Origin of the sequence: Bacteroides sp. M10, assembly GCF_014334015.1 — a bacterium.
In the GTDB taxonomy this organism is placed as follows: Bacteria; Bacteroidota; Bacteroidia; order Bacteroidales; family Bacteroidaceae; genus Bacteroides; species Bacteroides intestinigallinarum.
The window spans coordinates 439,912-454,916 of sequence record NZ_CP060488.1; the positions used below are offsets into that span (position 1 = coordinate 439,912).

The 15,005-nt window shown below is 44.0% G+C and carries 6 protein-coding genes, 2 tRNA genes and 3 rRNA genes; 2 read left to right on the top strand and 9 right to left on the bottom strand.

The window, feature by feature from the left end; translation table 11 throughout:
- Window positions 1–61 precede the first annotated feature (61 nt).
- From H8796_RS01885 to kdpF, 4 genes are read right to left on the bottom strand one after another with little or no spacing between them, the layout of a single operon-like run.
- On the bottom strand, window positions 62–634 hold the full coding sequence (locus H8796_RS01885) for a K(+)-transporting ATPase subunit C (protein WP_117938090.1): 573 nt from the start codon (window positions 632–634) through the stop codon (window positions 62–64).
- Window positions 635–650: 16 nt separating this feature from the next.
- Window positions 651–2,684, bottom strand: coding sequence for a potassium-transporting ATPase subunit KdpB (gene kdpB / locus H8796_RS01890; protein ID WP_017142939.1), 2,034 nt, complete (start codon window positions 2,682–2,684; stop codon window positions 651–653).
- 18 nt (window positions 2,685–2,702) lie between these two features.
- On the bottom strand, window positions 2,703–4,409 hold the full coding sequence (gene kdpA, locus H8796_RS01895; protein WP_117938092.1) for a potassium-transporting ATPase subunit KdpA: 1,707 nt from the start codon (window positions 4,407–4,409) through the stop codon (window positions 2,703–2,705).
- Between the two features lie 31 nt (window positions 4,410–4,440).
- Window positions 4,441–4,521: a K(+)-transporting ATPase subunit F gene (kdpF, locus tag H8796_RS01900; protein WP_032849815.1), complete on the bottom strand. Its 81-nt coding sequence runs from the start codon at window positions 4,519–4,521 to the stop codon at window positions 4,441–4,443.
- Window positions 4,522–4,968: 447 nt separating this feature from the next.
- On the opposite strand from kdpF, the gene H8796_RS01905 reads away from it, so the two are divergent.
- On the top strand, window positions 4,969–7,242 hold the full coding sequence (locus tag H8796_RS01905) for a bifunctional alpha,alpha-trehalose-phosphate synthase (UDP-forming)/trehalose-phosphatase (protein ID WP_187343920.1): 2,274 nt from the start codon (window positions 4,969–4,971) through the stop codon (window positions 7,240–7,242).
- A gap of 12 nt (window positions 7,243–7,254) precedes the next feature.
- Entirely contained in the window at window positions 7,255–9,045 is a 1,791-nt protein-coding gene (locus H8796_RS01910) for a glycoside hydrolase family 15 protein (RefSeq protein WP_117938094.1), read from the top strand.
- A 72-nt stretch (window positions 9,046–9,117) separates the two neighbouring features.
- Here the strand turns inward: H8796_RS01910 and rrf are convergent.
- The 5 genes from rrf to H8796_RS01935 form a co-directional block, all read right to left on the bottom strand.
- Window positions 9,118–9,228: ribosomal RNA gene (rrf, locus tag H8796_RS01915) — 5S ribosomal RNA — on the bottom strand.
- 77 nt (window positions 9,229–9,305) lie between these two features.
- Window positions 9,306–12,185, bottom strand: a 23S ribosomal RNA gene (locus H8796_RS01920).
- Between the two features lie 152 nt (window positions 12,186–12,337).
- Window positions 12,338–12,414, bottom strand: a tRNA-Ala gene (locus H8796_RS01925).
- Window positions 12,415–12,472: 58 nt separating this feature from the next.
- Window positions 12,473–12,549: transfer RNA gene (locus H8796_RS01930), tRNA-Ile, on the bottom strand.
- A 186-nt stretch (window positions 12,550–12,735) separates the two neighbouring features.
- Window positions 12,736–14,260 (bottom strand): 16S ribosomal RNA (locus tag H8796_RS01935).
- The 16S, 23S and 5S rRNA genes sit together here with 2 tRNA genes alongside, the layout of an rRNA operon.
- Window positions 14,261–15,005 lie beyond the last annotated feature (745 nt).

The following is a 15,005-nucleotide window of genomic DNA, read 5'->3' on the forward strand; positions in this document are numbered from 1 at the left end:
TGTTAATTTGAACCGCGGCATAACCCAAACGGTCCGGACAGGAACGCTGCTCAATCTTCATCTACTTATTACTTTCCTCTAAAGCGATATTCAATTTCAAAACATTCACCTTTTCTGTTCCCAACAACCCCAAAAGCGGTTTTTCTATGCTTTTATCAACAATTGCTCTCACCTGCTCCTCTCTCAATCCACGTGCCTGTGCCACTCTTTTCACTTGCACATACGCACATTGAGGAGTAATATTAGGATCCAGTCCCGAAGCACTGGCTGTAACCATTTCAGCAGGCACATCCGCCCGATTCAAATAAGGATGATGTACAAGAAAAGTATCGATACGCGCTTTTACTTCATCCAGATACTCCTGATTCGTAGGACCCTTATTACTCCCAGAGGAACTCGTAGCATCATACCCGTCACCGGCAGAAGAAGGACGTCCCCAGAAATAAATATCCTCTGTAAACATCTGGCCGACATTGGCTGCTCCCACTACTTTCCCGTTCAATGTAGCTACTTCGGCATTTCCTTTATTAGGACCCGCTACCTGTGCGAACACCCACAGGATAAGGATATAGAACACGGAGAAAAAGACACAAAAAGCAAGTGTTATTTTTAATGACTTCAATAAAGTTTTCATTGCTATTGTTTTTTAATTAAAAGAATAAACCTACTACTAAATCTATCAATTTGATTCCCACGAAAGGAGCAATCACACCACCCACACCATAGATCAGCAGATTACGGCGAAGCAAAGCACTCGCACCTATCGGCTTGTATTGCACACCACGCAAAGCCAACGGAATCAGAATCGGAATAATAATCGCATTAAAAATGACTGCCGAAAGAATAGCACTTTCAGGACTATGCAGATGCATGATATTCAGAGCAGCCAGTTCGGGAATGGCGATCATAAACAAGGCCGGAACGATAGCAAAATATTTCGCTACGTCATTGGCGATAGAGAAAGTAGTCAGCGTACCACGTGTCATCAGTAATTGTTTACCGATTTCCACAATCTCGATCAACTTCGTCGGGTCGTTATCCAAATCGACCATATTACCAGCTTCTTTCGCTGCCTGTGTACCGCTATTCATGGCTACACCTACATTGGCCTGTGCCAGGGCAGGAGCATCGTTCGTTCCGTCTCCCATCATTGCAACCAATTTACCAGCCTGCTGTTCCTTCTTGATATATTCCATCTTATCTTCCGGTTTCGCTTCGGCGATAAAATCATCCACACCGGCTTTTTCAGCAATATATTTTGCAGTTAACGGGTTGTCACCTGTCACCATTACCGTCTTCACTCCCATCTTACGCAGACGTTCGAAACGTTCCTGAATACCCGGTTTGATAATATCCTGCAGTTCAATAACACCAGTCACCTTTCTGTTTACACATACTACCAGCGGTGTACCACCATTGCTTGAGATAGAAGAAATAACCTCTTCCACTTCTTTCGGAAATTCATTCCCGTCACCTTCCACCATCTTACGGATGGCATCAAAAGCACCTTTACGAATCTGCGTTCCATCTGCCAGGTCTACTCCCGAACATTTGGTTTCAGCCGTAAACTTAATCATACGTGCTCCTGTTGTATTCAGATTACGCATACGAATGCCCGACTCACGTCCCAATTCTACGATAGACTTACCTTCCGGCGTTTCATCGGATAAGGAAGACAACAGACAAGTTTCCACAAAATCGTGCAGATCGACACCCGGAGCTGTATGGAAATGAGTTGCTTTACGATTACCAATGGTGATAGTACCCGTTTTATCCAGCAGTAATGTATCAATATCGCCCGCAGTTTCAACCGCTTTACCGGATTTAGTAATCACGTTGGCGCGAAGTGCACGGTCCATACCGGCAATACCGATGGCAGAGAGAAGTCCACCGATAGTTGTCGGGATCAGACACACAAACAAAGAAATAAGCGAAGCAATAGTGATGACCGTATTACTATAATCGGCAAACGGTTTCAAAGTCACACACACAATGACGAAAACAAGCGTAAAACCTGCCAGCAAAATAGTCAATGCAATCTCATTCGGGGTTTTCTGACGGGAAGCACCTTCCACCAATGCGATCATCTTATCAAGAAAACTTTCTCCCGGTTGGGTAGTCACCATCACCTTTATATGATCGGACAGTACTTTCGTACCTCCTGTTACCGAACTCTTGTCGCCACCTGCCTCACGAATGACCGGAGCAGACTCACCGGTAATGGCACTTTCATCAATAGAAGCCAACCCTTCAATAATCTCACCGTCGGAAGGAATCACGTCTCCTGCCTCGCAGACAAACACATCCCCTTTCTTCAACTGTGAAGAACTGACAGTAACGATTTTATTGCCTTCCACTTTCTTTGCCGGTGTCTCTTCACGAGTCTTACGCAAACTGTCGGCCTGTGCTTTACCACGTGCCTCTGCAATAGCTTCGGCAAAATTGGCAAACAGCAAAGTGATAAACAGAATGATAAACACGGCAATGTTGTAAGCAAACGAACCCTGTGAAGAATTAACAATGGAGTAGAGCGTCACAAGCAGCATGACTACCGTAGCCACCTCTACCGTAAACATAATCGGATTCTTTATCATCATTCGTGGGTTCAGTTTCACGAATGATTGTTTCAAACTTTCTATAACTTGCTCCTTTGGAAACAAAGAAGCTGATTTATTATCTTTCATATCTTCTCTAATTCAGTATTACAAACTTAAATGTTCAGCAATCGTGCTCAATGCATGTACCGGGAAGAATGACAGAGCGGCAATAATGAAGATAACTACAAATGTCATTACTCCGAAAGTCAATGTATCCGTCTTCAACGTACCGGCACTTTCCGGTATGAATTTCTTCTGCGCCAGTAGCCCGGCAATGGCAACCTGTCCGATAATAGGAAGGAAGCGACTCAGAATTAAAACGATACCACATGTCCAGTTCCAGAAATAAGTATTATCACCCAAGCCTTCGAAACCGGAACCGTTATTGGCGGCACAAGAGGTGTACTCGTAAAGCTGTTCACTCAAACCGTGGAATCCTAAGTTGTTCAACCATCCACCTTCACTTTCCACAAAATCTGGATGGTGTACATAAATATAACTTGAGATTGCCGTAAACACCAAGATTACAAATGGATGAAGCAGAGCTACAATCGTAGCGATTTTCATTTCGCGGGCTTCTACTTTCTTACCGAGGAATTCCGGTGTACGTCCCACCATCAAACCGCTGATAAACACTGCAATGATAATGAATGTATAGTAGTTCATCCACCCTACACCTACACCGCCAAACCAGGTATTAATCTGCATATTCAACATTTCCATCATACCGGACAGAGGCATGGTAGAATCATGCATACCATTCACAGAACCATTGGAAGTTACGGTCGTTACAATACTCCACAACGCGGTTGCTCCGGCTCCTAAACGCACTTCCTTACCTTCCATCGCACCATTGTCCTGTGCAATTCCCAGCTCATCGATGCGCGGATTACCCCCCATTTCCTGACTGACATTAATGCACACACCGACCAGAAAAGCGAAAAGCATTACTCCGAATATACTGTAAGCCAACTTCTTTCTGCGGGTATAGAAACCCAGTGCAAATACCATCGCCATCGGGATAATCAAGATAGACCAACATTCTACCATGTTAGAAAGATAAGTCGGATTTTCCAATGGATGAGAGGAGTTCACGCCAAAATATCCACCGCCATTCGTACCCAACTGTTTAATAGGAACAATTGCGGCCGTAGGACCTTGAGAAACCATCTGTTCCTGACCTTCAAGAGTAGTGACTTTCATCTTACCGTCAAATCCCATCGGAGTTCCCTGAAGAATCAGGATAAAACCTACAATCAGAGAAAGAGGTAATAAGATACGCGTACAACTTATTACCAGAAATTGCCAGAAGTTACCAATCGTTTTGGTTGTTTTTGCAGCAATACTCTTCATAATACCTGCCATAGCAGTCATACCTGTTGCTGCGGTAATAAACTGGAAAAGCATGATGACGAACAATTGAGTAAAATAAGTCAGTCCGCTTTCACCGCTATAGTGCTGTAAGTTACAGTTCACCATAAAACTAATACAAGTATTGAATGCCTGATCCGGAGTCTGCGGTCCGTTGCCGTCCGGGTTTAAAGGCAACCATCCTTGTGAAACCAAGAGTACCATTCCCCAGAAAAACCAGAAAGCATTCAAAATCAACAATGCTTTCAGGAATTGTTTCCAGTTCATTTCTTCATTGGGGTCGATTCCACAAACTTTATAAATGACTCTTTCGATAGGAGCCATAAAATCAGACCAGGTCTTTTCTCCTCTGTAGACCTTGGCAATGTATTTTCCCAGTGGATAAGCCAGAATCACCATCAAGGCTATCTGAACAACCACGCCTAAAATTTCTGTATTCATATACTTTTTACCTTAAACTGTGTGTGTTACTTTAAAACTTCTCGGGTTTGATGAGCACATACATCAAATAACCGAAGATTGCAATACCTAATACGAATAATGCTGTGTACATAATCAATTCTCCTTTTTTCTTTAAATATTCTCAAACCAGTCTACACATTTCCAGAACAGCCAGAAACAAGCGAAACCGCTCAACAGGCAGAAAATAAATGATAGTGTTATTCCCATGTTTTTACCTTTTAAATGATTACTATAAATTTTTACTTGCCATTCTTCATGCCAAATGCGTGCCACAAAAAACAAAGAATACATAATAAGCTAACATTCAAACAGATACAGACAGGCAGTTACTTTCTTACCATCCGACACACCCTTCCATTTTGAAAAAAGGATTCTATTTTGAAAGGCTTTCCGTTTTTTCGTGATTTCAGAAGAGAAAAAATAAACAAATTATCATTTTGAAAGGGGATTTTCATTTTGAAAAGACAAAAGGAGGATACTACATCTTTATAATCTGTTGATAATAAACGGTTAAGCATCAACATAAGTCAATTGGTACATGCTTTGCGAAGAAATAGATATGAAACTTTATATTATTGCAAACAGATTACCTGTCAAAGTAGCCGACACAAACGGCACATTCGTATTTTCGCGTAGCGAAGGCGGACTGGCAACAGGTTTGGATTCTCTCCAGACTTCTTATGAGAAGCACTGGATAGGTTGGCCCGAAATATGTACAAATGAAGAGAAGGACCAGCAGGAGATTAACGAGAAACTACAGGAAATGAATTTTCATCCGGTCTTCTTGTCGGAAAAGCAAATTGAAAACTATTACGAAGGATACAGTAACAGTACTATCTGGCCTTTGTGTCATTACTTTTATGCTTATACCTTATATAAGAACTGTTTCTGGCAATCCTATCAACAAGTCAACCGACTCTTCTGTGAGGAGATTTGCCGGCTGATACGTCCCGGCGATAAGGTATGGATACAGGATTATCAACTGATGCTACTTCCCGGAATGTTGAGGAAAATATATCCGGAACTAAGTATCGGTTATTTCCATCATATCCCGTTCCCTTCTTACGAACTCTTCCGTATTCTCCCGGAGCGTGCCGAGATTCTGAAGGGTCTGCTGGGAGCAGACTTCATTGCTTTCCATACCCATGACTATATGCGTCACTTCATCAGTGCCGTAGAGCGTGTGCTGCATCTCGACTTCAAACTGGATGAAGTACAGATCAACAACCGGATGGTCAGAGTAGAAGCATTGCCGATGGGAATCAACTATGAATCCTATCATCAGGCTTCAGAAAATAAAGAAGTACACCAGGCCATTGAACGAACCCGGAAACTTTTCGGCGAGCATAAACTGATCCTGTCAGTAGACAGACTGGATTACAGCAAAGGCATATTGCACCGTCTTCGTGGCTTTGCCACCTTCCTCGAACATCATGCCGAATATCACGGTAAAGTTACATTGGCAATGGTCATTGTCCCTTCACGCGACCATGTAGGCAGCTATGCGGAACTAAAAACAAAAATTGACGAAGAAATCGGCTCTATCAACGGACGTTACTCCACAATGAACTGGACTCCCGTATGTTATTTCTATCATGGCTTTTCACTGGAAGAACTGACTGCCATGTACTATGTGGCCGACATAGCCCTCGTCACTCCACTTCGAGACGGAATGAATCTGGTAGCCAAAGAATACGTAGCTACCAAATGCGACAATCCCGGTGTACTTATCCTTAGCGAAATGGCAGGTGCCGCCGTAGAATTGACGGACGCTATCCAAATCAACCCGAACGATACGGAACAAATAGAAAATGCTATTTGCCAGGCACTTGAAATGCCCGAAGAGGAACAAAAACAACGCCTGCAACGTATGCAAAACATTCTGTCCGTACAGACTGTCAACAAATGGGCAGCCGACTTTGTCAATGAACTGAACGCGACATGTATGAAAAACGAGATGTTACGAAAAAAACGTATCGTAGCCGCTAGCATTGCACAAATCAAACTCAAGTATAACCATGCCAAACAACGCCTGATTCTGCTGGACTATGATGGTACACTGACGGCTCTCAAACCACGTCCCGAGGATGCACAACCTACACCGGAACTCATTTCTATTCTACAACAACTGGCTAGCGATCCCGCCAATCATATTGTTATCAATAGCGGACGGGATCACTTTACATTAGAAAAATGGCTTGGCACCCTTCCTATTTCTATGGCTGCCGAACATGGGGCTTTCTATAAAGAAAACGGAGTCTGGCATAAAAACATAAAGAAGATAGAATGGGGAGCAGGTATTCTCTCTATCCTTCAAATGTTTGTAGACCGTACTCCCCGTTCCCATCTGGAAGTGAAAGAAACTGCCCTAGCCTGGCATTATCGTGAAAGTGACGCATGGCTCGGCACATTAAGAGCCCAACAACTCGTCAACACGCAGATTTCGCTCTGTACCCGGCAGAAACTACAAATTCTGCAAGGAAATAAAGTGATCGAAATCAAATCACCGGATTGCAATAAAGGTTCGGAGGTGGGGCGTCTGCTAGCCAACAGACGTTATGATTTTGTTATAGCGATGGGAGACGACACTACAGATGAAGATATGTTTCAGGCATTACCGATGAGCGCCATCACCATTAAAATAGGTAGCGTATCCGAAGCCGCCAACTATCACCTGTCTGCCCAATCTGACGTACTTCCTTTCTTACGGTCTTTACTAGGCAAACAAAAAACTGCCACAAAAGAAGGAAGCATTAAGAATCGCCTGACTTTCGCTTTCGACTTTCTCAAAGATCTATTAAAAACTCAATAAAAAGCAATCAATATGAATAATTTAAATTATGGAGTGATAGGTAACTGCCGAACCGCAGCTCTCATTTCGCAGAACGGAAATATCGAATGGCTCTGTTTTCCCGATTTCGATTCTCCTTCTATTTTTGCCAGTCTGCTCGACCGGGAGAAAGGAGGAGCTTTCGGATTCGAAGTTTCCGAAGACTATTGCATCACACAAAGTTATGTCCCCCACACCAATATTCTTTCTACTCAATTCTCCTCCGATGAAGGAGAATTCGTAGTGCTCGACTATATGCCCTGCTATCGTTCCCAAGACGAAACAGGGCATTATTTACCTGCCGAATTATACCGCTACATACATTGGATAAAAGGAAAACCGCGTTTCAAGATCAACTACCACCCGGCTCCGAACTATGCACAGGGACAAGTGATCCTTAATATCACTCCACAGTATATCGAATCCTACTGCTCCTTTGACAACAAGGACAGACAATATTTATATGCTTCCCTGTCTCTTCAGGACATCAAAGAGAAAAAAGAAATCATTCTTGAGAAAGACGAATTTCTCCTGCTCTCCTATAACGAGAAAGTGATCCCAATCGACATAGAAAGGGAGAAAATAGAATACTGTCGTACGCTGGTATATTGGCTGAACTGGACAGACAGAAGCAAAAAATACACTCTATATAATGACGTAATCGAACGGAGTTTATTGGTTCTGAAACTAATGTCCTACCACAACGGAGCTGTGCTGGCAGCACTAACTACAAGCCTACCGGAAGCTGTGGGAGAAGTGCGCAACTGGGATTACCGCTTTTGCTGGCTTCGGGATGCTTCCATGTCCATCGAAACCATGTTTCAAATCGGACATACCGGTGCAGCCAAACGCTTTATGAAATTTATCCAATCCACATTCGTTTCCAAACATGACTATCAAATTATGTATGGCATCCGGGGCGAGCACCAACTAACCGAAGTGATACTCGACCATCTATCCGGTTATAAGAACTCCAAACCTGTACGAATAGGAAATGATGCATACCATCAGAAACAAAACGACTCTTTTGGTTACCTGATGGACCTGATTTACCAATATTATCGCCTCATGCCCGGCACACTGGATGAAATTGAAGACATGTGGGAAATGGTAAAGACCATTTTAGCAAAAGTAGTAGAAAACTGGAGAAAGCCCGATAAGGGAATCTGGGAGATCCGGGGAGAAGGACAACACTTTGTTTCTTCCAAAGTGATGTGTTGGGTAGCTTTAGATCGCGGAGCTAAAATCGCTCAAATGCTTAACAAATATAATTATAGCGAACGTTGGCAACTGGAAGCCGAAAAAATAAAGAAAGACGTGATGAAATATGGCTGGAATAAGGAACTTCAAAGCTTCACACAGACATATAATAATCAAGCAATGGATTCTTCATTACTATTGATGGAACCCTATGGATTTATAGAAGCAGATGATATACGCTATCATAAAACAGTGGAAGCTGTCAAGAAAGCCCTTTTCCATAAAGGACTTATGTATCGCTATAACAGCAAAGATGATTTCGGGTTGCCTACTTCTGCTTTTACGATTTGTACATTCTGGCTTATACGGGCATTGTTTGTAACTGGCCATAAAGAAGAAGCACGCTGCCTGTTTGACGAAGTTCTGAAATACTCCAATCATCTTGGATTGTTTAGTGAAGATATTGATTTCGAAACCAAAGAACAGTTGGGCAACTTCCCGCAGGCATATTCACATCTGGCATTAGTAAATACAGCTATCTTATTTGCAGAAGAAGAGAAGAGGTTATCTTTTATCCGGCCTTAGAGAACGCCCTGATTCAGAAGTGATAAAACACAGAAAGCCCCTTGATTCATTTTGAATCAAGGGGCTTCTTAAAAACGGCGGCTACCTACTCTCCCACTGTTACGCAGTACCATCGGCGTGACGAGGCTTAACTTCTCTGTTCGGAATGGGAAGAGGTGGAACCCTCGTGCTATAACCACCTGAATAAGGTTATGACATGATGAAAAGTAAAATCCTAGTGTCTAGAAAGCTAAACGTATATACCCAACCGGTACATGTTCGAAAGAAAGTGAACGGGCAATTAGTAATGCTCGGCTTTGATGTTACCACCTTTACACCTGCATCCTATCAACGTCATCGTCTTTGACGACCCTAAGAAATCTAATCTTGTGGCTGGCTTCGTACTTAGATGCTTTCAGCACTTATCCAATCCCGACTTAGATACCCAGCAATGCACCTGGCGGCACAACTGGTAAACCAGCGGTCAGTCCAACACGGTCCTCTCGTACTAGTGTCAGAGCCACGCAAATTTCATACGCCCACGATAGATAGAGACCGAACTGTCTCACGACGTTCTGAACCCAGCTCGCGTGCCACTTTAATGGGCGAACAGCCCAACCCTTGGGACCTTCTCCAGCCCCAGGATGTGACGAGCCGACATCGAGGTGCCAAACCCCTCCGTCGATATGAGCTCTTGGGAGGGATCAGCCTGTTATCCCCGGAGTACCTTTTATCCTTTGAGCGATGTCCCTTCCATACGGAAACACCGGATCACTATGCTCTAGTTTCCTACCTGATCGACTTGTCTGTCTCCCAGTCAAGCGCCCTTATGCCATTACACTCTACGGACGGTTACCAATCGTCCTGAGGGCACCTTTAGAAGCCTCCGTTACACTTTTGGAGGCGACCACCCCAGTCAAACTACCCACCAAACAGTGTCCTCGTTTCTACGAGTTAGAACTCAAATAATCAAAGGGCCGTATTTCAACAGCGACTCCACAAATACTGGCGTACCTGCTTCAAAGTCTCCGGCCTATCCTACACATCAATTACCCAAATTCAATGTTAAGCTATAGTAAAGGTTCACGGGGTCTTTTCGTCCCATCGCGGGTAATCGGCATCTTCACCGATACTACAATTTCACTGAGCTCACGGTTGAGACAGTGTCCAGATCATTACACCATTCGTGCAGGTCGGAACTTACCCGACAAGGAATTTCGCTACCTTAGGACCGTTATAGTTACGGCCGCCGTTTACTGGGGCTTCAATTCAATGCTTCTCTTGCGATGACATCTCCTCTTAACCTTCCAGCACCGGGCAGGTGTCAGGCTGTATACGTAATCTTTCAATTTGGCACAGCCCTGTGTTTTTGTTAAACAGTTGCCTGGACCTATTCTCTGCGCCCAACTCTCGTTGGGACCCTTTATCCCGAAGTTACAGGGTCAATTTGCCTAGTTCCTTAACCGTGAATCACTCAAGCGCCTTAGTATATTCAACCCGACTACGTGTGTCCGTTTACGGTACGGGTACCTTAAAGATTAAGTTTAGCGGATTTTCTTGGGAGTATGTTTACACGCACTATTACCTTGTTCCGAAGAACGCGGTATACTATCAGGTTCGACTCTTATCCTGGATTTGCCTGGGATAATCAACATCTACACCCTTCAACGGACTATTCCGTCAGTCCGCGGCGCTGTCACTCCTCCGTCTCCACGTCACTCTTTAAGGTAGTACAGGAATATTAACCTGTTCTGCCATCGGCCTCACCGTTCGGCTGAGCCTTAGGACCCGACTAACCCTGATCCGATTAGCGTTGATCAGGAAACCTTAGTCTTTCGGCGAGGGGGTTTCTCACCCCCTTTATCGTTACTTATACCTACATTTGCTTTTCCACACGCTCCAGCAAAGCTCACGCTTCACCTTCGACGCAGAGTGGAATGCTCCCCTACCGATCCTTACGGATCCCATAGCTTCGGTAAATTGCTTGATGCCCGATTATTATCCACGCCAAACTCCTCGACTAGTGAGCTGTTACGCACTCTTTAAATGAATGGCTGCTTCCAAGCCAACATCCTAGCTGTCTTAGCAATCTGACTTCGTTAGTTCAACTTAGCAATTATTTGGGGACCTTAGCTGATGGTCTGGATTCTTCTCCTTTAGGACATGGACCTTAGCACCCATGCCCTCACTCCTGGGATCGAACTACTGCGCATTCGGAGTTTATCAAGACTTGATAGGCGGTGAAGCCCTCGCATCTTATCAGTCGCTCTACCTCACAGTAGTAATTCCCAAGGCTGCACCTAAATGCATTTCGGGGAGTACGAGCTATCTCCAAGTTTGATTAGCCTTTCACCCCCACCCTCAGTTCATCCGGAAGCTTTTCAACGCTTATCGGTTCGGTCCTCCAGTTAGTGTTACCTAACCTTCAACCTGACCAAGGGTAGATCACTTGGTTTCGCGTCTACTCCTTCCGACTAATCGCCCTGTTCAGACTCGCTTTCGCTTCGGCTTCATGTCTTAAGACACTTAACCTTGCCGGAAAAAGTAACTCGTAGGTTCATTATGCAAAAGGCACGCCGTCACTTCTTACAAAGCTCCGACCGCTTGTAGGCGCACGGTTTCAGGGACTATTTCACTCTTCTATTCGAAGTGCTTTTCACCTTTCCTTCACAGTACTGGTTCGCTATCGGTCTCTCGGGAGTATTTAGCCTTACCGGATGGTCCCGGCAGATTCACGCAAGATTCCTCGTGTCCCGCGCTACTCAGGATACCACTACGCTTCGTTTAGCTTCGAATACCGGACTATCACCGTCTATGGTCCCATTTTCCAAAGGGTTCTTCTCACTAAACTTCTTGCGATGTCGTGGTCCTACAACCCCAATATTGCCGTAACAACATTGGTTTGGGCTAATCCCCGTTCGCTCGCCACTACTAGGGGAATCATTATTATTTTCTTTTCCTACAGGTACTAAGATGTTTCAGTTCCCTGTGTTAGCCTCTTGCTATGCAAGATGTCATTCCTTCAGAATGACGGGTTGTCCCATTCGGAAATCTTCGGATCAAAGGTTATTTGCACCTTCCCGAAGCTTATCGCAGCTTATCACGTCCTTCATCGCCTCCGAGAGCCAAGGCATCCGCCATGCGCCCTTGCTTACTTTCTTTCAAACTTCTTAAATTGAAAATTGAGAATTGAGAATTAAAAAATAATACTCAATGACAATATCAATCACGTACGGTTTGATATATACTTTTAGCTCTTACTAAAATTTTACTTTTTGTACATCATGTCAAAGATCGTTTCTCTTTTCAGAGATGGTGGAGAATAACGGATTCGAACCGTTGACCCTCTGCGTGCAAGGCAGATGCTCTAGCCAGCTGAGCTAATCCCCCAAGAGGTTATCAAGAATTGCTGCATTCCGCTTACGCGTCATTCCTTCGTTCTTGAGCTTGGTAGTCCCAGGCAGAGTTGAACTGCCGACCTCTACATTATCAGTGTAGCGCTCTAACCAACTGAGCTATAGGACTAGTTCAACCTTGTCTACCTGTATGTTAGACTCGGCTTCTTTTTTCTCTTGTTTATCTCTATCTATACTTCTATAGATGGTTGATCTATATATTATAAATAAACAAGTACCAGTAGTACAAAAAACAGAACCTTTAAAGTCTATAAGTGGCTGTCACGTTTAGGTGACAGTTACGACATCGCTCCAGAAAGGAGGTGTTCCAGCCGCACCTTCCGGTACGGCTACCTTGTTACGACTTAGCCCCAATTACCAGTTTTACCCTAGGACGCTCCTTGCGGTTACGTACTTCAGGTACCCCCGGCTTTCATGGCTTGACGGGCGGTGTGTACAAGGCCCGGGAACGTATTCACCGCGCCATGGCTGATGCGCGATTACTAGCGAATCCAGCTTCACGAAGTCGGGTTGCAGACTTCGATCCGAACTGAGAGAGGTTTTTGGGATTAGCATCACGTCGCCGTGTAGCTGCCTTCTGTACCCCCCATTGTAACACGTGTGTAGCCCCGGACGTAAGGGCCGTGCTGATTTGACGTCATCCCCACCTTCCTCACATCTTACGACGGCAGTCTCTCTAGAGTCCTCAGCATGACCTGTTAGTAACTAAAGATAAGGGTTGCGCTCGTTATGGCACTTAAGCCGACACCTCACGGCACGAGCTGACGACAACCATGCAGCACCTTCACAAATGCCTTGCGGCTATATAGTTTCCTACATATTCATTTGCAATTTAAGCCCGGGTAAGGTTCCTCGCGTATCATCGAATTAAACCACATGTTCCTCCGCTTGTGCGGGCCCCCGTCAATTCCTTTGAGTTTCACCGTTGCCGGCGTACTCCCCAGGTGGAATACTTAATGCTTTCGCTTGGCCGCTTACTGTATATCGCAAACAGCGAGTATTCATCGTTTACTGTGTGGACTACCAGGGTATCTAATCCTGTTTGATACCCACACTTTCGAGCATCAGTGTCAGTAACAGTCTAGTGAGCTGCCTTCGCAATCGGAGTTCTTCGTGATATCTAAGCATTTCACCGCTACACCACGAATTCCGCCCACCTCTACTGTACTCAAGACTGCCAGTTTCAACTGCAATTTTACGGTTGAGCCGCAAACTTTCACAACTGACTTAACAATCCACCTACGCTCCCTTTAAACCCAATAAATCCGGATAACGCTCGGATCCTCCGTATTACCGCGGCTGCTGGCACGGAGTTAGCCGATCCTTATTCATATGGTACATACAAAATTCCACACGTGGAAAACTTTATTCCCATATAAAAGAAGTTTACGACCCATAGAGCCTTCATCCTTCACGCTACTTGGCTGGTTCAGGCCTGCGCCCATTGACCAATATTCCTCACTGCTGCCTCCCGTAGGAGTTTGGACCGTGTCTCAGTTCCAATGTGGGGGACCTTCCTCTCAGAACCCCTATCCATCGTAGTCTTGGTGGGCCGTTACCCCGCCAACAAACTAATGGAACGCATCCCCATCGATAACCGAAATTCTTTAATAAAAATATCATGCGATATTCGTATACTATCCGGTATTAATCTTTCTTTCGAAAGGCTATTCCAGAGTTATCGGTAGGTTGGATACGTGTTACTCACCCGTGCGCCGGTCGCCATCTCTTCTATTGCTAGAAGAATGCTGCCCCTCGACTTGCATGTGTTAAGCCTGTAGCTAGCGTTCATCCTGAGCCAGGATCAAACTCTTCATTGTAAAAGTATTTTTTATCATCGGTTAAGATGACTTTTTTGCTCTGTTCAGGACGCCGTAAATTTATTGACCTTATTCAAATACCTATTAGTCTTAACTGTATCGCTACTGAATAAGACAAGTATTGACGGTTCTATTTTTTTACTTGTACTACTTGTATTGTTTATCAATATTTCAAAGAACTTGTTGCTTTCGTTTTAAAAGCGGGTGCAAAGGTAAGGGCTTTATTTTTAACTACCAAACTTTTTCGGAAGTTTTTTTTCAGTTTTTCTTTTTACTCGATTTCTCTGGCTCTCTATGCGAAAGGGAAAGAATGTATGAAAGAATAACTCTTGCCTATTTTCTTTGCGAATCGGAGTGCAAAGATAAGAACTTTATTTATTATAATCCAAACTTTTTCGGAAGTTTTTTGTTCTTTTCTTTAAGTAAGATTCCGCTTTTTCACTAAGTCAATTTATCAAGGCTTTCTTCTCTTGGAAAGCGGGTGCAAAAGTACGCCCTTTTGGTATACACTCCAAATATATCAAACTATTTTTTCTAATTATTTTTGAATACATTTGCTAAAGTGCTGATGCAGAACGATGTTGTAGAACATATTTTTTAAGCATGGGTGGGGTGTGCGCGGAAATGACGAGAGGGATACACATTATTATACCACACGCAGGCGCGTAAAGGCGTGAAAAGAGAATGAAAAGAAAAAGACGAAAAAGAAAACTACAAGAAAATAGATATTAGAAAAAAGCAAGAG

Bases quoted from the DNA above. Each gene is read 5' to 3' on its own strand.
- H8796_RS01885 (WP_117938090.1), bottom strand. From the start codon at position 634: ATGAAAACTTTATTGAAGTCATTAAAAATAACACTTGCTTTTTGTGTC.
- kdpB (WP_017142939.1), bottom strand. From the start codon at position 2,684: ATGAAAGATAATAAATCAGCTTCTTTGTTTCCAAAGGAGCAAGTTATA.
- kdpA (WP_117938092.1), bottom strand. From the start codon at position 4,409: ATGAATACAGAAATTTTAGGCGTGGTTGTTCAGATAGCCTTGATGGTG.
- kdpF (WP_032849815.1), bottom strand. From the start codon at position 4,521: ATGTACACAGCATTATTCGTATTAGGTATTGCAATCTTCGGTTATTTG.
- H8796_RS01905 (WP_187343920.1), top strand. From the start codon at position 4,969: ATGCTTTGCGAAGAAATAGATATGAAACTTTATATTATTGCAAACAGA.
- H8796_RS01910 (WP_117938094.1), top strand. From the start codon at position 7,255: ATGAATAATTTAAATTATGGAGTGATAGGTAACTGCCGAACCGCAGCT.